Below are 19,813 nucleotides of genomic sequence, written 5' to 3'. Positions count from 1 at the left end.
ATCGAAGCGCTCTTCTGCGATCCGGGCGAAGAGCGGATGCCGCTACTCGGTGATCTCGCGATCGTCGGCATGGCGGGCGAGTGAGCGTCCGTACCGCTCCGTGAGCTGCACCATGACGTCGGGGGTGTCCCGGTCGACCCCGAACACGTAACCGGGGAAGTCGAGCTCGCGCTGTGCGGCGGCGATCTCCTCGTGCCGGTCCGGAGACAGCACCTGGACCGGATCCCCGACCGCCACCCAGCCGATCGGTACCACCGCGTCCTCCGGAAGCACCGTGCGCAGGTGCACGACCGCGTTGATCCGCACTTCCGCGCGGTCCCCGATGTGCGCGCCGTTGAACACCCTGGTACCGGTGGCGAGGAACACCTCGTCACCGATGACTGCTCCGGAGACGGATGCCCCGGGTCCGATGAGCACGTGATCGCCGACGTGCACGGGATTCGCCGAGCTCGCGCGCACGATCGCGTTCTCCATCACGATGACGTTCTCGCCGAGGGTGATCGGTCCGCCCTCCGCGGTGATCACGGCGCCGTGCAGCACCTGGCAGTCGGCGCCGATCGTCACGTCGCCGGAGATCACGGCGGTGGGAGCGATGACGGCGGTGTCATGGATCCGGGGCTGGGCCCCGAGGTGCTCGTACAACATGACGTCAGACTAGTCGCCCTGGTGCCGCTGCGCGCACTGCGAACCGGACGCGCCTCAGAACGCACCGGCGATCGCGAACACCCCGAGAGCGAGCACGAAGCCGATCACTGATTCGAGTGTCTGCTGCACGGTCCACGTCTTCAGCGTCGTCTTCACATCGATATCGAGCAGGCGGCTCACCAGCCAGAAACCGGAGTCGTTGACATGGCTGGCGAACACCGATCCGGCAGCGGTCGCGACCGTGATCGCCGCGATCTCCAAAGCATTGAAGCCGCCGTCGGCGACGGCCGGGGCGATCAGCCCTGCCGCTGTCACCAGCGCCACCGTGGCTGAGCCCTGCGCGACGCGGAGCACAACGGCGATGATGTACGCCGCCGCGATCACCGGGAGGCCGAGGCCGCCCAGAGCGTCCGCAAGCGCGTCGCCGATGCCCGAGGCCCGCAGCACAGCCCCGAACATGCCGCCGGCACCGGTGATCAGGATCACGGACGACACCGGGCCGAGCGCGGAATCGACGACCTTCTCAAGCAAAACGCCCTTGTCGCCGCGGGCGTACCCGAGGACGATCAGTGCGACGATCACCGTGATCGTCAACGCGATGGGCGAGCTGCCGATGATCGTCGCGATCTGGTAGATCAAGTCCTGATCGCTCACGACCCCGATCGAGCGGAGCGAGTTCATCCCGGTGTTGAAGAAGATCAGCACCATCGGCAGCAGCAGCAGCCAGATGATCGTGCCGGGCTTCGGCGGGTTCTTCGGGTCGATCTCCTCTGCCGCACCGAACAGGTCGGGAACCGGCAGCTTGTAGCGGGCGGCGACGAACTTGCCCCAGAGATAACCGGAGAGATACCAGGTCGGCAGCGCGACGAGGAGACCGACGAGCAGCACGGTGCCGAGGTTGGCGCCGTACAGCTCGGTCGCGGTGACCGGGCCAGGGTGCGGCGGCAGGAAGACGTGCATCACCGAGAAGGCGGCGATGGCCGGGAACGCGAAAAGCAGCAGGTTGCGGTCGGAGACCCGGCGTGCGATGGCGAAGATGATCGGCAGCATCATGATCACGCCGGCGTCGAAGAACATCGGGAATCCGAGGAGCAGCGAGGTGATGCCGAGAGCGAGTGGCGCCCGCTTCTCGCCGAAGATGCCGACGAACTTCTCGGCCAGCGCTGTTGCACCGCCGGAATGCTCGATCAGTCGTCCGAGCATCGCGCCCAGGGCGACCAGCAGCGCGACCGTGCCGAGGGTGCCTCCGAGCCCGTCGGTCATGGTCTTCACCACGACACTCAGCGGGATGCCGGCCACAATCGCCGTGAGCAGGGAGACGACGATCAGCGTGAGGAACGCGTGCAGTCGGAAGACGATGATCAGCAGCAGGATCAGGGCGATGGCTCCCGCGGCGATCCCGAGCAAAGGCCCGATCCCCAGCGTCTGTGTCCATTCCTCGGTAATCATGAAATCTCCGAACTCCATTGGGCGGCACATTCAGTGCCCTCAGGGTGTCAGTGCCGTCGCTTCTCGCGCAATCGACACGCCATCACTCGGCTTTGACCGGCTCCGGGAAGATCGCCGTGAACAGCTGGGCGACCCAGGCCAGCAACTCGGCATCCTCCAGTGGTTCGACCCCGACGCCGATCGACGAAGCGACCGTCGGCATCGGCACGACCAGCGCCTCTCCCCCGGCGACGAGCTTCGCCTTCGGATAGAGGCGCTGCAGGCGCACCTTCATGGAGTCCTCGAGGCGGGCGGGTGCGATCCGCAGATTCGACCCCATCACCACGACATCCGTCAGGCCCACCCGCGCGGCGCGTCGACGCAGACGCGCGACCGCGAGCAGCCCCGCGACCTCGGCCGGCGGCGTGCCGTAGCGATCGGTGAGCTCTTCGATGACGAGGTCGATCGCGTCGTCCTTCGCCGTCGCTGTGGAGGCGGCAGAGAGCTTCTGGTATGCCTCCAGGCGCAGCCGTTCGCTGTCGATGTAGTCCTCGGGAATCCGGGCATCCAGCGGCAGCTCGAGCCTCAGCTCCGCTCCGGTCTCGACCTCTTCCCCGCGGAAGGTCGCGACTGCTTCGCCGATCATCCGCAGGTACAGATCGAAGCCGACGCCCGCGATGTGCCCGGCCTGCTGAGCGCCGAGGAGGTTGCCCGCACCGCGCAGCTCGAGATCCTTCAGCGCCACCTGCATCCCCGAGCCGAGGTCGTTGTTCACCGCGATCGTCTGCAGCCGGTCGGCCGCGGTCTCGGAGAGCGGCTTCATCTCGTCATAGAGGAAGTAGGCGTAGGCCCGCTCGCGCCCTCGGCCGACGCGTCCGCGCAGCTGATGCAGCTGCGAGAGTCCGTACTTGTCGGCCCGATCGATGATGATCGTGTTCGCGTTCGAGATGTCGAGGCCGGTCTCGACGATCGTCGTGCACACGAGCACATCGAACTTCCGCTCCCAGAAATCGTCGACGACCTGCTCCAGCTGATGCTCCCCCAGTTGCCCGTGAGCGACCGCGATCCGCGCCTCGGGTACGAGTTCGGCGAGCTGCGCCGCGACCCGCTGAATCGACTGGACGCGGTTGTGCACGAAGAAGATCTGGCCCTCGCGGAGGATCTCGCGGCGGATGGCCGCCGTGATCTGCTTGTCGCTGCGTGGTCCGACGAACGAGAGGATCGGATGCCGATCCTCCGGCGGAGTCTGCAGGGTCGACATCTCGCGGATGCCCGTCACCGCCATCTCGAGCGTCCTCGGGATCGGCGTCGCACTCATGGCGAGGATGTCGACGTTGGTCTTCATCTTCTTCAGCGCGTCCTTGTGCTCGACACCGAAGCGCTGCTCCTCGTCGATGATCATCAGACCCAGATCCTTGAAGATGATCTGGTCCGTGAGGATGCGATGGGTGCCGATCACCATGTCGACCGATCCCTCGAGCAACCCCTGGAGAGTGAGCCGGGCCTCTTTGTCGGTCTGGAATCGCGACAGCGGACGCACTTTCACCGGGAACCCGGCGAAGCGCTCGGTGAACGTCTCCAGATGCTGCTTGACCAGCAGGGTCGTCGGCACGAGCATGGCGACCTGCTTGCCGTCCTGGATCGCCTTGAACGCGGCGCGCACCGCGACTTCGGTCTTTCCGAAGCCGACATCGCCGGAGAGCAGTCGATCCATCGGAATCGGCCGTTCCATGTCGGCTTTGATCTCGTCGATGGTCTGCAGCTGGTCCGGCGTCTCGGCGAACGGGAAAGCCTCCTCGAGTTCGCGCTGCCACGGGGTGTCCGGTCCGAACGCGTAGCCCTTCGCGCTCATCCGCGCCGAGTACAGCTTGACGAGCTCGACGGCGACGTCGCGGACCGCCTTGCGGGCCTTGCCCTTCGCCTGTGCCCAGTCACTGCCGCCCATCTTCGAGAGCGTCGGCGCTTCGCCACCGACGTACTTCGAGAGCAGATCGAGCTGGTCGGTGGGCACGAACAGCTTGTCGCCGGGGTAGCCGCGCTTGGAGGGCGCATATTCCAGCACGAGATAGTCGCGGATCGACTTGGTCGCGTTGCGGCCGCCGGTCGACACTTCGCGCTTCGTCATCTCGACGAAGCGTCCGATGCCGTGGGTGCCGTGCACGACGAAATCGCCGGTCTTCAGCTGCAGCGGGTCGACGACGTTCTTGCGGCGGGATGCGAGCTTCTTGACGACCCGCTGGTCGCCGCCGATCGTGCGCCCGTAGAACTCGTTGTCGGTGAGGACGGCGAGTTTCGCCTGCGGAATCTGGAATCCGGCCTCGACCGATCCCGTGACGAGCGTCGCGATCCCCGTATCCGGGAGGTCGCCCAGGTCTTCCACCACGCGCGCGGCGATGCCCCGATCCGCGAGCACGTCGCGGGCGCGATCGACGAGGCCGTGACCTGCGGCGATGACGACCACGCGCCAGCCGTCTCCGACCAGCGCCTGCACGAAATCGATCGCGCCGTCGACGTTGCCGTGGAAGGAGGGGATGACGGAGGCGTCGAGGTTCGCCGCCTCCTCGTCGCCCTCGCCCAGGCCGATGCCGAACGGGCTGAGCCGCCACCACACGCCGCCGCGCTCGCGCACGACCTCGCGCAACTGCGCGACGGTGAGGAAGTCACCGGCCCCCAGATCGATCGGAGCGGACGCTCCGGATGTCGCCGCGCTCCAGGCGGCATCGAGGAACTCGCGGTTGGTATCGCCCAGGGTGATCGCCCGCGCGGTGGAGCGTTCCGGGTCGACGATCGCCGTGGCGCTTCCGGCCGGCAGGTACTCGGCGAGCGATTTCAAGGGACCTGCGACGGCAGGCAGGAGCGATTCCATGCCCTCGACCGGGATGCCCTCGGCCATCTTCTCGAGCATGCCCGCGATCGCCGGGAAGCCGCCGATGAGCGCACGTGCTCGGTCGCGGACATCAGCGGTGAGCAGCAGTTCGCGGCTGGGCGGCAGATCGACCCCGGCGACGTCACCGGGGAGGGACCGCTGATCGGCGATCGAGAACGCCCGGATCTGATCGATCTCGTCGCCGAAGAACTCGACGCGGAAAGGATGCTCCGACGTGGGAGGGAACACATCGAGGATGCCGCCGCGGACGGCGAACTCGCCGCGTCGAGACACCATGTCGACGCGCGAGTACGCACGTTCGACGAGCTGCTCGGCAACGACGTCGAGATCGTTGCGGCGGGTCCCGACGCGGAGTTCGAGCGGGGCGATCTCACCGAGATTTCCCGCGATCGGCTGCAGAGCCGCCCGCACCGAGGCGACGACGATGAGCGGACGCTCGCCGGACCAATCGGCGATGCGACGAAGGGTCTGCAGGCGCTGCCCCACCGTGTCGGGGCTGGGGCTCAGACGCTCATGCGGCAGGGTCTCCCATGCGGGGAAGGTGAGCACATCGGCATCCGGCATATAGGCGCCGAGCGCCAGGGAAAGGCTCTCCACGCGCCGGCCGGTCGGCGCGACGACGAGCAGCGCCGCCGGATGCCCGGCATCTCGCCGCCGTTCGAGGAGGCCGGCGAGCGTCGGCGCGTCCAGGCCATCGACGAGGCCGAGGTCCGCATCGGTCTGCGCCCAGGTGAGGGCGTCACGATAAAGGGTCGCCTCTTCCAAGGCGCGCAGAATCCCCGGAACAGTCACCGCACAAGCCTAGCCGCGGCCGACGACACTGGGCCGCGATGTCGCACGCGGTACGACCGGAAGATGGCGCGCTCGTTCCCCGCACGCTTGTTTTCCATGATGGAAAGTGTGAAACTTTCCATCATGGAAACAGAAGGTCATCCCTCCGCAGGCGATCTCGGCTCGATAGCCGAGGCGCGCGCGTCGATCGTTCGGCGCATCCGCACTCCACGCTGGTACTTCTGGTTGGTCGGCGCACTCGTCGCCCTCCTCGTTCTCATCGTCGGCCTCGGAACGGGCACGTGGTGGTTCCTGCCCGCGATTCTCGGCGTGCTCGGGGCCGACCTGGCCGTGATCGGCGCGCACCGCCGAGTGACGGGCACCTCTGTGCCTGGCCGGGCATGGCCTGCGTGGCTCTGGGCGTGGGCAGCGGTACTCGCCGCCTTGCCGGTGCTCGCGGCCGCGGCACTGCACCTCGCGGAACGCCCCTCCTGGACCATCCTCCTCACCGCCCTCGCCGGAGGCATCGCCGCCGGCCTCGGCTCTGCCATCCTCAATCGCCGGTGGGAAGCGTCTCGGGTCACACCGTGACGGAGCCGCAGTTCGATGAGATCGTGCACGCGCCGCAGCGCCTGCGCATCCTCGCGATGCTCGATGCGGTCCCTGGCGAGGTCGAGTTCGCGGCGCTTCGGGATGCGCTCGGCGTCGCCGACTCTGTCGTGAGCAAGCATCTGAAGGTTCTCGCCGAGGCGGATTATGTGTCGATCCACAAGGCCGCCACGTTCGGCAGGCAACGCACATGGGTCAGACTGACCGCGCGGGGAGGTGGCGCCTACGCGGCGCACGTCGCCGCACTCCGCGCGATCGTGTCGCCGGAAAGCTGAGCGCGCAGGCGCGCCAGGACCCGGAGATCCCCGGTGGGCGAGCGACCGTGCCCAGTCCTTATGGGCGCGAGAATGCCGAGGGCGCACAGACCAGGTGACAGTGTCGGATGCCGATGACAAGATGAATCCATGCCGGAGATGCCGGAAGTCCAGGGCCTGACCGATTTCCTCGGCGAGCGCGCCGTCGGGCGCACGATCTCTCGCGCGACCGTCTCCGCGATCTCCGCGCTGAAGACCTACGATCCGCCGATCACCGCGCTGCAGAATGCCGAGATCACCGCATCCACGCGCCTGGGCAAGTTCGTCGTGCTGTCCTGTGCAGGCGACCTGCACCTCGCCTTCCACCTCGCCAAGGCCGGCTGGTTGCGCTGGTACGAGACCGTGCCCACCACGCTGATCAGGCCGGGGAAGTCGCCGATCGCGTTGCGCGTCGCGCTCGACGACGGCAGCGGCTTCGACCTCACCGAAGCCGGCACGAAGAAGTCGCTCGCCGTGTACGTGGTGCGCGACCCGCAAGACGTTCCGGGGATCGCGCGACTCGGACCCGACCCCCTCGATCCGAGCTTCACCCTCGACGTCTTCGCGGGGCTGCTCGAGGGTCGCCGGACACAGATCAAAGGACTGCTGCGAGACCAGTCGGTCATCGCCGGCATCGGCAACGCCTACTCCGACGAGATCCTGCATGCGGCTCGTATGTCGCCATACGCCAACGCCGGGAAGCTGAATGCCGAAGAGATCGAACGCCTCTTCGCAGCGATGCAGGCCACTCTGCGGGATGCGGTGGCCGAAGCATCCGGAAAACCACCGGCCGACCTCAAGGACGCCAAACGTCGAGGCATGCAGGTGCACGCCCGCAGGGGCGAGACATGTCCCGTCTGCGGAGACACCGTGCGCAGTGTGTTCTTCGCCGACCGCTCACTCGAGTACTGCCCCACGTGCCAGACCGGCGGCAAGCCTCTGGCCGACCGCCGACTGTCACGACTGCTGAAATGACCGCGATACCCGGGAATGAAATCCATTCAGACGCGTTGACTACACTCAGAGCAACAACGTGCTCCGGGGTCGGTGAGAATCCGAACCGGCGGTGACAGTCCGCGAGCGTCGAGGGAAACCGAGTCGCTGACCCGGTGAAATTCCGGGACCGACGGTGATGCGAGGGAGACCTCGCTAGTCCGGATGGGAGGCAGCACGAGGCGCCAGCGCGTCTTCTGCCACCCCCGGAGCCTCATCGAAGGACAGACGGATGGCAGTGAACGAGGCAGAACGCACGGCGATGAGTCGCGCGCTCGAACTCGCCTCCCTCGGCCCCCGCGGCGCGAACCCGCAGGTCGGCGCCGTCATCCTCTCCCCCACAGGCGAAGTCCTCGCCGAGGGCTGGCACCACGGCGCGGGCACGCCGCACGCCGAGGTCGATGCCCTCTCCCATCTCGCACCTGGTGCCGCTCACGGAGCGACCGCTGTCGTCACGCTCGAACCCTGCAACCACACCGGGCGCACCGGCCCCTGCTCCGTCGCCCTCATCGAGGCGGGCATCTCCCGCGTCGTCTACGCCGCAGCCGATCCCGGCGCCGAATCCGGCGGTGGAGCGGAGAGACTTCGCGACGCCGGTGTGTCTGTGGATGCCGGCGAGCAGGCCGAGGCCGCCCGCGATCTCATCGCCGACTGGCTGACCGCTCAGCGACTCGGACGGCCGCAGATCACGGTGAAGTGGGCGCAGAGCCTCGACGGGCGCGCCGCCGCCGATGACGGCACGAGTCAATGGATCACGGGCCCTGCCGCCCGCGCCGACGTGCACCGGCGACGTTCCGAGGCCGACGCGATCGTGGTCGGCACCGGCACGGTCATCGCCGACAACCCCGCCCTCACCGCGCGCATCGGCGAGACGCTCCACCCGCACCAGCCGGTCCCCGTCGTCATCGGCTCACGCACCACTCCGGCAGACGCCGCACTGCGCCGACACCCGCACCAGCCCCTGTTCTACGACACCAGGGATCTGCACGTCGTCGTCGCAGATCTGCATGCCCGCGGCATCCAGAAAGTGTTCATCGAGGGCGGACCGACGCTCGCCAGCGCGTTCATCGCGGCCGACCTGGTCGATCAGGTTCTCGTCTACCTCGCACCGGTGCTGCTCGGCGGCCATCGCCTCGCGCTCACCGACATCGCCGTCCCGACGATCGCCGCGGCTCGTCGCCTGACGATCGACGAGTGGTTGCCGCTCGGCGCCGACGTGCTGGCGGTCGGTCACCCGACGCCATCCTCCGGCGAGGACAAGAACGAGAACGAAGGAGCCAGCTGATGTTCACCGGAATCATCGAAGAGATCGGCGAGATCACCGCCATCGCACCGGCCGGCGACGGCTGGAGACTGACCGTTCGGGCTCCGAAGGCAGCTGCGGACGCGGTGCACGGCGAGTCGATCGCCGTCTCCGGCGTGTGCCTCACCGTCGTGGGATCGACAGCAGAGACGTTCGACACCGACGTGATGAAGCAGACGCTCGACGTCGCCGCGATCGGCGGAGCAATGGTCGGGACCCGCGTCAACATCGAGAAGGCGATGCCGGTCGGCGCGCGACTCGGCGGACACATCGTTCAAGGGCACGTCGACGGAACGGGCGTCGTGCTCGAGGTGCGCCCCGGTGCCCAGTGGAGCGTGCTGCGGATCAGCCTCCCCGCCGATCTCGCGCCGCTCGTCGTCGACAAGGGGTCGATCTCCGTCGACGGCACCTCTCTGACCGTGAGCGCGGTCAGCTCGCCCACGACGCCCGAAGCCTGGTTCGAGGTCTCCCTCATCCCGGAGACCCTCGTCGCGACCACACTCGGCTCGCGCGCGGTCGGCGACCGCGTCAATCTCGAAACCGACATCCTCGCCCGGCACGTCGAGCGCCTGCTCGCCTTCCGGTCCGCACAGGAAGGAGGCTCGCGATGAGCCTTGCCACCATCCCCGAGGCGCTCGACGCGCTGCGCGCCGGACGCCCCGTCCTCGTCGCCGACGATGAGAACCGCGAGAACGAGGGCGACGTCATCCTCTCAGCCGAACTCGCCACCCCGGAGTGGGTGGCGTGGACGGTGCGCTGGTCGTCGGGCTTCATCTGCGCGCCGATGCCCGCGGATCTCGCAGACAGCCTGAACCTGCAGCCGATGGTGGAGTCCAATGAGGACTCCCGCTCCACCGCGTACACGGTGAGTGTGGATGCCGCGGAAGGCGTGACGACCGGCATCAGCGCTTCGGATCGGGCGCACACACTGAACGTGCTCGCGAATCCGGCGTCGACGCCGACCAGCATCATCCGCCCCGGTCACGTCCTGCCGCTCCGCGCCGTCGACGGCGGCGTGCGCGAGCGCAGCGGTCACACCGAGGCCGCCGTCGAACTGATGCGTCTCGCCGGACTCCGTCCGGTCGGTGCCATCGCCGAGGTCGTCGCCGAGGACGGCAGCATGATGCGCATGCCGGGACTGATCGAGCTCGGCGAACGCGACGGCATCCCGGTGATCACGATCGAGCAGCTCATCGCGTATCTGAACGAACACGACCCGCGAGACGAGGTGGCGCACAAACGCAAGAGCCGTCGCGTCAGCCTGCGCGCCGATGCCACCGTGCCGACCACTCACGGCACGTTCCGCTTCCTCGCGTACAAGGACCGCGTGACCGGCACCGACCACATCGCCGTCGTCTCGGGCGAACCGACCGAGACGGCGCTGGTGCGCGTGCACTCCGAATGCCTGACCGGAGAGGCCTTCGGCTCCCTGAAGTGCGAGTGCGGTCCTCAGCTGGATGCCGCACTCGACGAGATCGACGAGCACGGCGGCGTCGTGATCTACATGCGCGGCCACGAGGGGCGCGGCATCGGCCTCATCAACAAGCTGCGCGCCTACAGCCTGCAGGAAGAGGGGCTCGACACCGTCGACGCCAACCTCGCCCTCGGCCTCCCCGCCGATGCGCGCGAGTACGCGGCGGCGGCCGGCATCCTCAGCGATCTGGGCATCTCGAAGGTGCGTCTGCTGACGAACAACACCGACAAGGTCACGCAGCTCCGTGAGCTCGGACTCGACGTCATCGAACAGGTCCCCCTGATCGTCGGCGTCGGCCCGAACAACCACCAGTACCTGGAGACCAAGCGCGATCGCATGGGTCACATCATCGGCGAGGCGGACCTGGCAGAGGCTCTCGCGAACGGAAAGGGCAATTCATGAGCGGCGCAGGAGCACCGGCCACCGGCAACATCGACGGACGCGGGCTGAACGTCGTCATCATCGCCGGCACCTGGCATGAGGTCATCAGCGAGGCCCTCATCGCCGGCGCCGAACGTGTGCTGAACGACGCCAAGGCATCGCACCGCCTCGTGCGCGTACCCGGTTCGTTCGAGCTGGCCGTCGCCGCACAGGCCGCCTTCGCCGGCGGAGCAGACGCCGTCGTCGCCCTCGGCGTGATCATCCGCGGTGGCACCCCGCACTTCGAGTACGTGTCTGCAGCCACGACCGACGGGCTCACCCGCGTCTCGCTGGATGCCGGCAAGCCGGTCGGTTTCGGCGTGCTGACCCTCGATGACGAGCAGCAGGGTCTCGACCGCGCCGGCCTCGAGGGCTCGAAGGAGGACAAGGGCGCTGAAGCTGCGGATGCTGCGCTGCGCACCGCCCTCGTCATCCGCGAACTGCGCGGCTGAATCTGAGGCTCGCCTATCTGGCGGCGGATGAGTCCGCTGGCGTACGGTGAGGGGCATGGAGACCCTGCGCCTGATCGTCCTGCTCGTCCACCTCATCGGCTTCGCCGTCCTCTTCGGATCGTGGGCCGTGGAGGCCTTCGGCGGCAAGCGGCAGATCACGAAGATGATGGACTACGGCCTGGCGATCGCTGGACTGGCCGGTCTGGCGTTGGCGGCTCCGTGGGGCCTCGATCATGACCTGAACTACGTCAAGATCGGCGTGAAGTTCGGCATCCTGGTCGTCGTCGGGGCACTGGTCGGCATCGGCTACGGACGTCAGAAGCGCGGCAAGGCCGTGCCCGCGGCGATGTTCTGGCTCATCGGCATCCTCACGGTGACCAACGCCGCCCTCGCTCTGCTCTGGCGTTGACCCTCAGCTCTTCCGCGGCGGCGCCGTGCTCTCCCTGACGATGAGCTCGGTGCCGACAAGGGAGGTCTGAGGGCGCTCCCCGCTGTCGAGCTCGGCGAGGAGCGTATCGACGGCCAGCGCACCGACGCGCTCGGGATGCTGCTGCACCGTCGTCAGCGGAGGCCACAGCTGCGCGGCATCCGGCAGTCCGTCGAAGCCGACCACGCTGACGTCGCCGGGGATGTCGAGTCCGATCTCGCGGAACGCACGTACGACGCCGATCGCCATCTGGTCGTTCGCGGCGAAGACCGCGGTCACACCCTCGATGTCACGCAGCTGCACCCCCGCCTGATAGCCAGACGCCGCCGTCCAGTCACCGGGGAGCGCGTCGGGCACGACCCGCCCTCGTGATTCGAGCGTCGACCGCCAGGAATCCCGGCGGCGCTCGGCGGAGTACGATTTCGTCGGCCCGGTGACATGCCACACCGTCTCATGTCCGAGGTCGAGCAGATGTTCCGTCGCCAACCGGGCGCCCTGCGCCTGATCGGTGTCGACGAACGGATGACTCGTGCCGCGGTTCGAATCGACGAGCACCACCGGCAGCCCGTTGGGGATCTCGACGTCCGCCTCATCGAGCTGATGGGCCTCGATCACGATGATGATGCCGTCGACGGCGTGCTCTTCTATTCGACGGAACGCGCCGGCCACGGTCTCCTGCGCGTTCGATTCCACGGGGATCAACGTGAGCGCGTAGCCCATCTGCGCAGCCCTGACCGCGATCGCGTCGAGCGTTCGCTGGTTGCCGTACGAGTTGAACGAGAACATGATCACGCCGATCGCCCGGAAGCGCCCGGAGCGCAGCGCCCTGGCTGCACTGTTCGGGCGGTAGCCGAGTCGCTGCATCGCATCTTCGACCCGGACGCGAGTGGCCGCGCCGACGTAGCCGCGCGCGTTGACGACCCGCGAAACGGTCTGACCGGACACCCCGGCCTCGCGCGCCACGTCCTCCATGGACGGCTCTCGACGCCGCAGCTGCGGCTCGTCCGGAGTCTCCGTTGTCACCATCGACCACCCATCCTGTGTTGACGTTGACACACTAGCATTCCATCGCGTATGTTGACGTTGACACACGGCGCACCAGGCGCCCCGATTCAGAGAAGGTCTCGTCGATGACGACTGATATCACCGCAGCCCTCGGAGCGCCCAGCCTCCGACGCCGCGAGAAGCTCGAATGGAAGGGCTGGGCATTCGTCGGGCCGTTCATGGTCGTGTTCACCCTGGTGTTCCTCACCCCGCTCGCCTACGCGCTCTACCTCAGCTTCTTCCAGGAGAAGCTGATCGGCGGCACCGCATTCGTCGGCTTCGAGAACTACGTTCGTGCCCTCACCGACCCCCAGTTCTGGGAGTCGTTCGGCCGCGTCGTGCTGTTCCTGGTCGTGCAGGTGCCGATCATGCTCGCCCTCGCGCTCGGCGCCGCGCTCGCGCTCGACAGTGCGCGACTGCGCGGAGCATCCTTCTTCCGCATCCTGATCTTCCTGCCCTATGCGGTCCCCGCCGTCGTCGCAGTCCTGATGTGGGGCTACATCTACGGCGATCAGTTCGGGCTCACCGCCAACGTCAACGACTTCCTCGGATTCGAGGCGCTCACGCCGTTCGCCAAGGAATGGATGCTGCTCTCGATCGGCAACATCGTCACCTGGGAGTTCGTGGGCTACAACATGCTCATCTTCTACTCCTCGCTGAAGACGATCCCCACCGACATGTACGAGGCGGCCTCCCTCGACGGCGCCGGCGCCTGGCGCACGATCTTCTCGATCAAGATCCCGTCGGTGCGCGGAGCGCTCGTGATCGCCACGATCTTCTCGATCATCGGCAGCTTCCAGCTCTTCAACGAGCCGAACATCCTGCGCCCGCTCGCCCCGAACGTGATCACCACGTTCTTCACGCCCAACATGTACGCGTACAACCTCTCGTTCGCCGGGCAGCAGTTCAACTACGCCGCGACCATCGCCATCATCATGGGCGTCATCACGGCCGTGATCGCCTACGTCGTGCAGCTGCGCGGCTCGAAGTCGGAGGTGCGCTGAAATGGCCATCGCCCTTGCCCGCCCCCCACGCAAGCGCCACGACGCAATGAACCCGCGCTCGTCCAAGACGCTGCTTCTCGTGATGGTCATCTACGCGCTGTACACCCTCGTGCCGCTGATCTGGTTGCTGTTCAGCGCGACCAAGACCCAGGCCGGACTCTTCAGCTCGTTCGGGCTGTGGTTCGCCGACGACTTCGCGTTCTTCGACAACCTCGCCGCGACGTTCGCCTACCGCGACGGCATCTTCCTGCGCTGGCTGGGCAACACCCTCCTGTACGTCGTCGTCGGCGCCGGCGGTGCGACACTGCTCGCGACGATGGCGGGCTACGGACTCGCCAAGTACCGCTTCCCCGGCCGCCGTGCGGTCTTCGCGATCGTGCTCGGCGCGGTCGCGGTCCCCGGTACGGCGCTGGCGGTCCCGACGTTCCTGCTCTTCAGCGAGCTCGGCCTCACGAACACCCCCTGGGCTGTCATCATCCCGTCGCTGATCAGCCCGTTCGGCCTGTATCTGATCTGGGTGTTCGCCACCGAGTCGATCCCCACCGAGCTGCTCGAGGCGGCGCGCATCGACGGCGCCGGAGAGTTCCGCACCTTCTTCACGATCTCGATGAGGCTGCTCGCTCCCGGCATCGTGACGGTCGCCCTCTTCACGGTCGTCGCGACCTGGAACAACTACTTCCTGCCCCTGATCATGCTCTCCGACCCGGCCTGGTACCCCCTGACCGTCGGTCTGAATCAGTGGAGCGCCCAGGCCATCGGTGCCGGATCCCAGCCGATCTACAACCTGGTCATCATGGGATCCCTCCTCACGATCATCCCGATCGTCATCGCGTTCCTGCTGCTGCAGCGTTTCTGGCAGTCAGGACTCACCGCGGGAAGCGTCAAGCAGTAACGCCGCTCCCCTGCACCAAGAACGGCGGCCCACCGAAGGGCCGTACCCTCCCGAAAGGACACAGCAATGAAGCACCTCCCTTCCCCCGCTGCCCGACGCGCTCTTGCAGCGCTCGCAGCGGGAACCGTAGCGGCGCTGGCGCTCGCCGGTTGCAGCGCGGGCACCGATAACGGCAACGGCAGCACCGGCGGCGACGGCTCATTCGATTCCGTCGAGGCGGCGCTCGAGACCGGCGGCGAGATCACCTACTGGTCCTGGACCCCCTCTGCGGAGGCACAGGTCAAGGCGTTCCAGAAGGAGTACCCGAACGTCAAGGTGAACCTCGTCAACGCGGGTACCAACAACGAGGAGTACACCAAGCTGCAGAACGCGATCAAGGCGGGCTCCGGCGCGCCTGACGTCGTGCAGATCGAGTACTACGCCTTCCCGCAGTTCGCGCTCACCGACGCGTTCGCCGATCTGTCGCAGTACGGCTTCGCCGACTTCGAGGACGACTACACCGCCTCCACCTGGAACTCCGTCACCGACGGCGATGCGATCTACGGTCTGCCGCAGGACTCCGGCCCCATGGCACTGTTCTACAACAAGGCCGTCTTCGACGCCGCTGGCGTCGCCGTACCGACCACCTGGGACGAGTACTACGAGGCCGCCAAGACGATCCACGCAGCCAACCCGTCCGCGTACATCACCAACGACATCGGCGACGCGGGCTTCGCGACCTCGATGATCTGGCAGGCCGGCGGACAGCCGTTCCAGACGTCGGGCACCGACGTCACGCTCGACCTGGCGGACGCCGGAACCAAGAAGTGGACCGAGAACTGGAACCGCCTCGTCGAGGAAGATCTCCTGGCTCCCTACGGCAGCTGGAGCGACGAGTGGTTCCGCGCCCTCGGCGACGGCAGCCTCGCGACCCTGGTGATCGGAGCCTGGATGCCGGGCAACCTCATCTCCGGAGCCCCCGACGGCGCCGGCGACTGGCGGGTCGCCCCGATGCCCACTTACGACGGCACCGCAGCGAGCGCTGAGAACGGTGGCGGCGGCCAGGCGGTCACGTCGCAGAGCAAGAACCCGGAGCTCGCAGCCGGCTTCCTGTGGTGGCTGAACAACTCCGAGGAGAGCATCTCGATCTTCCTCGAGAGCGGCGGCTTCCCGTCGACGACGGCCGAGCTGTCCAGCGAGGAGTTCCTCAGCGACGCACCCGAGTACTTCGGCGGCCAGAAGATCAACGAAGTTCTCGCCGGGGCTGCAGACGACGTGGTCGAGGACTGGAGCTACCTGCCCTACCAGGTCTACGCGAACAGCATCTTCGGCGACACCGTCGGTCAGTCGTACCAGAACGGCACGGACCTGAACGAGGGTCTCGCCGCCTGGCAGGATGCGCTCGCCGAATACGGCAACGCGCAGGGCTTCACCGTCAACAAGTAACCTCCGAACCGGGCGGGCGGGATTCGATCCCGCCCGCCCCACCATGATCGAAAGCACTACAACGTGACCTCCTTCTCCATCGGCGAGTCCGACTTCCTCCGTGACGGCCGGCCCCACCGCGTGATCTCCGGCGCCCTCCACTACTTCCGCGTGCACCCGGATCAGTGGCAGGACCGCATCCGCAAGGCGCGGTTGATGGGTCTCAACACGATCGAGACCTACGTCGCGTGGAACGCTCACGAGCCGCGACGAGGGGAATGGGACGCGAGCGGCTGGAACGATCTCGGCCGGTTCCTCGACCTCGTGCATGCCGAGGGCATGGATGCCATCGTGCGCCCCGGTCCCTACATCTGCGCGGAATGGCACAACGGCGGGCTGCCGACCTGGCTCACCGGAGCGGGCCGCGAGCTGCGCTCCTCCGAGCCGGCATATCTCGCCGAAGTCAGCGCTTACCTGCGCCGCGTGTATGAGATCGTCGCCCCGCGCCAGATCGATCACGGCGGACCCGTGGTGCTCGTGCAGATCGAGAACGAGTACGGAGCGTACGGTTCCGACAAGGCTTACCTCGAGGCGCTCGTCGAGGTCACCCGGGACGCCGGCATCACCGTTCCGCTCACCACAGTCGACCAGCCCATCGACCAGATGCTCAACGATGGCAGCCTTCCCGGCCTTCATCGGACCGGCTCGTTCGGCTCACGCAGCAACGAGCGCCTGGCGACCCTTCGCAGGCACCAGCCGACCGGCCCGCTGATGTGCTCCGAGTTCTGGGACGGCTGGTTCGACTGGTGGGGCGGTGTGCACCACACCACCGATGTGGCCGTCGCCGCGGAAGAGCTCGATGCTCTCCTCGCCGCCGGAGCCTCGGTGAACATCTACATGGTCCACGGCGGCACGAACTTCGGCCTCACGAACGGCGCGAATCACAAAGGCCGTTACCTTCCGCTGGCCACGTCGTACGACTACGACGCTCCCCTCGACGAGGCGGGCAACCCCACCGCGAAGTTCTTCGCGTTCCGTGACGTGATCGCGAAGTACGCCCCCGTGCCGGATGACCTGCCCGAACAGCCCGCAGCGGCACCGGTGTTCACCGTGCCGCTCACCCCATCGGGCGCGTGGACCGATGCCACGGCATCCGCTGCGCCCACCGACGCCCCGGCGACCTTCGACGACCTGAATCACCTCAGCTCCCTCATCCGCTATGACATCGATCTGCCGGACTCCGCGGGTGGCGTGCTCCGGATCGACGGCGTCCGCGACATCGGCTGGGTCAGCGTCGACGGCCAGAACGTCGGAACCCTCTCGCGGATGCGTCACGACCGGGCGATCTCGATTCCTGCCGGGCACACCCTCAGCATCCTCGTCGAGGATCAGGGTCGCGTGAACTACGGCCAGCGCCTCGGCGAGGAGAAGGGCCTGATCGGCACCCCGACTCTCGACGATGTGCCGCTGCATGGCTGGCGCGCAATGCCACTCGATGTCGCGAGCATCGCTGCCGACGTCGCCGAACGCGCAGGAGAGGCTCCCGCCGTTGCCGGAGCCAACGCATGGACGAGCGAGTTCACGCTGGAATCCTCTTCGGATCTGTTCCTGGACATCTCATGCTGGGGCAAGGGCTACGCGTTCGTGAACGGCTTCTTCCTCGGCCGCTACTGGCGCAACGGACCGCAGCGCACGATGTACGTCCCGTCGCCGGCGACGAAGGCCGGCACGAACCGGCTGGTCGTTCTCGAACTCGACCAGCTGCTCGCGCCGCGCGCTGGTTTCGTCGCGGAGCTCTCTCTGGGCGACACGGAGGAATGACGCGCGCCGGGTTCGCACAGCTGACGTTCAGGAAGGCGTAAACTCCCACGTGCTCCGCACGGAGCGACGATCGGAGGAGCACTCTTGAGCACTGCAACAGCGCCCGCGAACCCGCGCTCACGGGTCATCACGGCGAGTCTGGTCGGCACGACCATCGAGTTCTACGACTTCTACGCCTACGCGACGGCAGCCGTGCTCGTGTTCCCCGTGCTGTTCTTCCCGACCGGGAACGACACCACATCCCTTCTTGCCTCGTTCGCGGTGTTCGGCGCCGCGATGGTGGCGCGCCCGATCGGCGCGATGGTCTTCGGACATTTCGGCGACAAGTTCGGTCGCAAGGCGACGCTCGTCGCCTCCCTGCTCACGATGGGCATCGCGACTTTCATCATCGGGCTGCTCCCGACGTTCCAGCAGATCGGCTGGGTCGCAGCTCTTCTGCTGCTGATTCTGCGCCTGGCGCAGGGATTCGCGCTCGGCGGCGAATGGTCGGGCGCGGCGCTGGTCGCCACCGAGAACGCACCGAACGGCAAACGCGCCTGGTACGGCACCTTCCCCCAGCTCGGCGCACCGCTGGGATTCATCATCGCCAATGGGATCTTCCTCGCCATCAACTGGCTGCTGCCGCACGGTGAGAATCCTGCGCTGAAGTCCGAAGCCTTCCTCGCCTGGGGCTGGCGGATCCCGTTCCTCTTCTCCGCCGTCATGGTCATCATCGGCCTGTGGGTGCGTCTGAAGCTCGTGGAATCCGAGACCTTCACGAAGGCGACCGAGAAGGGCGCGATCCGCAAACTCCCGCTCGCCACCGTCTTCCGGCACCACTGGTGGCACCTCATCCTCGGCACATTCATCATGCTGGCCACGTACGTGCTGTTCTACCTGATGACGAACTTCACCCTCAGCTACGGCACCAAGGCGGCTTCGCTCGACACGGCATCCGCCGCAGCTCAAGCGGCTGCCGAAGCAGCGGGCAAGGACTTCGACGCCGCCGCGTTCGCCGATCAGTTCTATCCCGGACTCGGATTCGGCTATACCGACTTCGTGCTGATGCAGATCGTGGGTGTGGTGTTCTTCGGTATCTTCACGCTCGTCAGCGGTCCGCTCGCCGATCGGATCGGCCGCCGCAAACTCCTGCTGGGCGTCACAGGTGCGATCGTGCTCTTCGGACTCACGTTCAACTTCTTCCTGCTGCCGCAGGCGACACCGGCCCTCACCGCAACGATGACGCAGATCTTCCTCATCGTCGGCTTCCTGCTGATGGGTGCGACCTTCGGGCCGATGGGGGCCATGCTGCCCGAGCTCTTCCCCACGAACGTCCGCTACACCGGCTCAGCGATCTCCTACAACGTCTCGTCGATCCTCGGTGCCGCGGTGGCGCCGATCATCGCCGTCGCCCTGTGGGCCGCAGCCGGCGGTGAGCCGTGGCTGGTCGGCTTCTACCTGTCGGCGATGGCCGTGCTGACGTTCATCGCGCTGATCTTCGCCCCGGAGACGAAGGACATCGACTACGAGGAGGACCTCGGGCTCGCTGCCGCGGTCGAGCTGTAGCTCCCCGTTCCCTTCAAGGAGCGCAAAGGGCTGCATTTCGTCGCGAAATGCAGCCCTTTGTGCTCTTCGAAGCACGTGACGTCAACCTCTGTTGACAAAAGTTCCTGAGTCAACAAGTATTGACGCAGGAGGAGGTCCACTCATGACTTTGCAGACCGCGATCGCACAGGAAGACGGGGGCGAGCCCCTGGCCGAACTGCATCGGCTCGCCGGCGCCCGGCAGGAGATCGCGCGCAGCGAGGAAGCCCAGGTGCGCCGCGCGCGCAATGCGGGGTACTCCTGGCAGGCGATCGCGAGCGCGCTCGGCGTGACGAAACAGGCTGCGCACCGCAAGTACGGCCGAAGCTGACCACTCAGCCGACCCACAGAATCCGTCTTCACAGGAAGTACGGTCGAAGTAC

Annotated in this window: 18 protein-coding genes and 1 riboswitch; of the genes, 14 read left to right on the top strand and 4 right to left on the bottom strand. The window is 67.0% G+C overall.

The genetic code is table 11. The features are described 5' to 3' along the window. Nucleotides 1-42: 42 nt before the first annotated feature. The 3 genes from MRBLWH12_RS01525 to mfd form a co-directional block, all read right to left on the bottom strand. A complete protein-coding gene (locus tag MRBLWH12_RS01525; protein WP_341975469.1) occupies nucleotides 43-645 on the bottom strand; it encodes a gamma carbonic anhydrase family protein in 603 nt (200 codons plus the stop codon). Nucleotides 646-699: 54 nt separating this feature from the next. Beyond that, nucleotides 700-2,094, bottom strand: coding sequence for a GntP family permease (locus MRBLWH12_RS01520; RefSeq protein ID WP_363545352.1), 1,395 nt, complete (start codon nucleotides 2,092-2,094; stop codon nucleotides 700-702). Nucleotides 2,095-2,176: 82 nt separating this feature from the next. Beyond that, the gene (gene mfd, locus MRBLWH12_RS01515) at nucleotides 2,177-5,752 is read right to left on the bottom strand and encodes a transcription-repair coupling factor (RefSeq protein WP_363545349.1); all 3,576 of its coding nucleotides are present in this window, start codon (nucleotides 5,750-5,752) and stop codon (nucleotides 2,177-2,179) included. Between the two features lie 123 nt (nucleotides 5,753-5,875). Here mfd and MRBLWH12_RS01510 point away from each other — a divergent pair, with 123 nt between their 5' ends. From MRBLWH12_RS01510 to MRBLWH12_RS01475, 8 genes are all read left to right on the top strand, one after another. Continuing rightward, on the top strand, nucleotides 5,876-6,322 hold the full coding sequence (locus tag MRBLWH12_RS01510; RefSeq protein WP_363545346.1) for a hypothetical protein: 447 nt from the start codon (nucleotides 5,876-5,878) through the stop codon (nucleotides 6,320-6,322). Then, on the top strand, nucleotides 6,319-6,615 hold the full coding sequence (locus MRBLWH12_RS01505; RefSeq protein ID WP_363545343.1) for a transcriptional regulator: 297 nt from the start codon (nucleotides 6,319-6,321) through the stop codon (nucleotides 6,613-6,615). Before MRBLWH12_RS01510 ends, MRBLWH12_RS01505 begins: the two co-directional genes overlap by 4 nt. A gap of 129 nt (nucleotides 6,616-6,744) precedes the next feature. Beyond that, a complete protein-coding gene (locus tag MRBLWH12_RS01500; protein WP_363545340.1) occupies nucleotides 6,745-7,608 on the top strand; it encodes an Fpg/Nei family DNA glycosylase in 864 nt (287 codons plus the stop codon). A gap of 55 nt (nucleotides 7,609-7,663) precedes the next feature. Further along, nucleotides 7,664-7,808: riboswitch (FMN riboswitch) on the top strand. A 50-nt stretch (nucleotides 7,809-7,858) separates the two neighbouring features. Beyond that, entirely contained in the window at nucleotides 7,859-8,911 is a 1,053-nt protein-coding gene (gene ribD / locus MRBLWH12_RS01495; RefSeq protein ID WP_363545337.1) for a bifunctional diaminohydroxyphosphoribosylaminopyrimidine deaminase/5-amino-6-(5-phosphoribosylamino)uracil reductase RibD, read from the top strand. Beyond that, nucleotides 8,911-9,540, top strand: coding sequence for a riboflavin synthase (locus tag MRBLWH12_RS01490; protein WP_363545335.1), 630 nt, complete (start codon nucleotides 8,911-8,913; stop codon nucleotides 9,538-9,540). The genes ribD and MRBLWH12_RS01490 overlap by 1 nt, the downstream gene beginning before the upstream one ends. Further along, nucleotides 9,537-10,805, top strand: coding sequence for a GTP cyclohydrolase II (gene ribA, locus MRBLWH12_RS01485; RefSeq protein ID WP_363545332.1), 1,269 nt, complete (start codon nucleotides 9,537-9,539; stop codon nucleotides 10,803-10,805). Before MRBLWH12_RS01490 ends, ribA begins: the two co-directional genes overlap by 4 nt. Beyond that, a complete protein-coding gene (gene ribH / locus MRBLWH12_RS01480; protein WP_363545330.1) occupies nucleotides 10,802-11,275 on the top strand; it encodes a 6,7-dimethyl-8-ribityllumazine synthase in 474 nt (157 codons plus the stop codon). The genes ribA and ribH overlap by 4 nt, the downstream gene beginning before the upstream one ends. 55 nt (nucleotides 11,276-11,330) lie before the next feature. Continuing rightward, nucleotides 11,331-11,684, top strand: coding sequence for a Fe-S protein (locus tag MRBLWH12_RS01475; RefSeq protein ID WP_341975478.1), 354 nt, complete (start codon nucleotides 11,331-11,333; stop codon nucleotides 11,682-11,684). A 3-nt stretch (nucleotides 11,685-11,687) separates the two neighbouring features. Here MRBLWH12_RS01475 and MRBLWH12_RS01470 read toward each other — a convergent pair whose 3' ends face one another. Then, on the bottom strand, nucleotides 11,688-12,674 hold the full coding sequence (locus tag MRBLWH12_RS01470) for a LacI family DNA-binding transcriptional regulator (protein ID WP_341978491.1): 987 nt from the start codon (nucleotides 12,672-12,674) through the stop codon (nucleotides 11,688-11,690). 158 nt (nucleotides 12,675-12,832) lie between these two features. Between MRBLWH12_RS01470 and MRBLWH12_RS01465 the strand changes: the two genes are divergently transcribed. From MRBLWH12_RS01465 to MRBLWH12_RS01440, 6 genes are all read left to right on the top strand, one after another. Continuing rightward, nucleotides 12,833-13,750 (top strand): carbohydrate ABC transporter permease, encoded by a 918-nt coding sequence (locus MRBLWH12_RS01465; protein ID WP_363545327.1) that lies wholly within the window; start codon nucleotides 12,833-12,835, stop codon nucleotides 13,748-13,750. 46 nt (nucleotides 13,751-13,796) lie between these two features. After that, nucleotides 13,797-14,642, top strand: a complete 846-nt coding sequence (locus MRBLWH12_RS01460) for a carbohydrate ABC transporter permease (RefSeq protein WP_341978494.1) — start codon at nucleotides 13,797-13,799, stop codon at nucleotides 14,640-14,642. 66 nt (nucleotides 14,643-14,708) lie between these two features. After that, nucleotides 14,709-16,067 carry an ABC transporter substrate-binding protein gene (locus MRBLWH12_RS01455; RefSeq protein ID WP_341975480.1) on the top strand — a complete coding sequence of 453 codons (1,359 nt, stop codon included), beginning with the start codon at nucleotides 14,709-14,711 and terminating at the stop codon, nucleotides 16,065-16,067. Nucleotides 16,068-16,130: 63 nt separating this feature from the next. Beyond that, nucleotides 16,131-17,867: a glycoside hydrolase family 35 protein gene (locus tag MRBLWH12_RS01450; RefSeq protein WP_363545324.1), complete on the top strand. Its 1,737-nt coding sequence runs from the start codon at nucleotides 16,131-16,133 to the stop codon at nucleotides 17,865-17,867. Nucleotides 17,868-17,951: 84 nt separating this feature from the next. Further along, nucleotides 17,952-19,412, top strand: coding sequence for an MFS transporter (locus tag MRBLWH12_RS01445; protein WP_363545321.1), 1,461 nt, complete (start codon nucleotides 17,952-17,954; stop codon nucleotides 19,410-19,412). 142 nt (nucleotides 19,413-19,554) lie between these two features. Next, nucleotides 19,555-19,761: an AsnC family protein gene (locus MRBLWH12_RS01440; RefSeq protein WP_341975483.1), complete on the top strand. Its 207-nt coding sequence runs from the start codon at nucleotides 19,555-19,557 to the stop codon at nucleotides 19,759-19,761. The last annotated feature ends 52 nt before the right edge of the window (nucleotides 19,762-19,813 follow it).

This window comes from Microbacterium sp. LWH12-1.2 (assembly GCF_040675825.1).
Taxonomy (GTDB): Bacteria; Actinomycetota; Actinomycetes; order Actinomycetales; family Microbacteriaceae; genus Microbacterium.
Note: the sequence above shows the minus strand (reverse complement) of the source record. Positions and strands in the feature narration are given on the sequence as shown.

Bases quoted from the DNA above. Each gene is read 5' to 3' on its own strand.
- MRBLWH12_RS01525 (WP_341975469.1), bottom strand. From the start codon at position 645: ATGTTGTACGAGCACCTCGGGGCCCAGCCCCGGATCCATGACACCGCC.
- MRBLWH12_RS01520 (WP_363545352.1), bottom strand. From the start codon at position 2,094: ATGATTACCGAGGAATGGACACAGACGCTGGGGATCGGGCCTTTGCTC.
- MRBLWH12_RS01510 (WP_363545346.1), top strand. From the start codon at position 5,876: ATGGAAACAGAAGGTCATCCCTCCGCAGGCGATCTCGGCTCGATAGCC.
- MRBLWH12_RS01500 (WP_363545340.1), top strand. From the start codon at position 6,745: ATGCCGGAGATGCCGGAAGTCCAGGGCCTGACCGATTTCCTCGGCGAG.
- ribD (WP_363545337.1), top strand. From the start codon at position 7,859: ATGGCAGTGAACGAGGCAGAACGCACGGCGATGAGTCGCGCGCTCGAA.
- MRBLWH12_RS01490 (WP_363545335.1), top strand. From the start codon at position 8,911: ATGTTCACCGGAATCATCGAAGAGATCGGCGAGATCACCGCCATCGCA.
- ribA (WP_363545332.1), top strand. From the start codon at position 9,537: ATGAGCCTTGCCACCATCCCCGAGGCGCTCGACGCGCTGCGCGCCGGA.
- ribH (WP_363545330.1), top strand. From the start codon at position 10,802: ATGAGCGGCGCAGGAGCACCGGCCACCGGCAACATCGACGGACGCGGG.
- MRBLWH12_RS01475 (WP_341975478.1), top strand. From the start codon at position 11,331: ATGGAGACCCTGCGCCTGATCGTCCTGCTCGTCCACCTCATCGGCTTC.
- MRBLWH12_RS01470 (WP_341978491.1), bottom strand. From the start codon at position 12,674: ATGGAGGACGTGGCGCGCGAGGCCGGGGTGTCCGGTCAGACCGTTTCG.
- MRBLWH12_RS01465 (WP_363545327.1), top strand. From the start codon at position 12,833: ATGACGACTGATATCACCGCAGCCCTCGGAGCGCCCAGCCTCCGACGC.
- MRBLWH12_RS01460 (WP_341978494.1), top strand. From the start codon at position 13,797: ATGAACCCGCGCTCGTCCAAGACGCTGCTTCTCGTGATGGTCATCTAC.
- MRBLWH12_RS01455 (WP_341975480.1), top strand. From the start codon at position 14,709: ATGAAGCACCTCCCTTCCCCCGCTGCCCGACGCGCTCTTGCAGCGCTC.
- MRBLWH12_RS01440 (WP_341975483.1), top strand. From the start codon at position 19,555: ATGACTTTGCAGACCGCGATCGCACAGGAAGACGGGGGCGAGCCCCTG.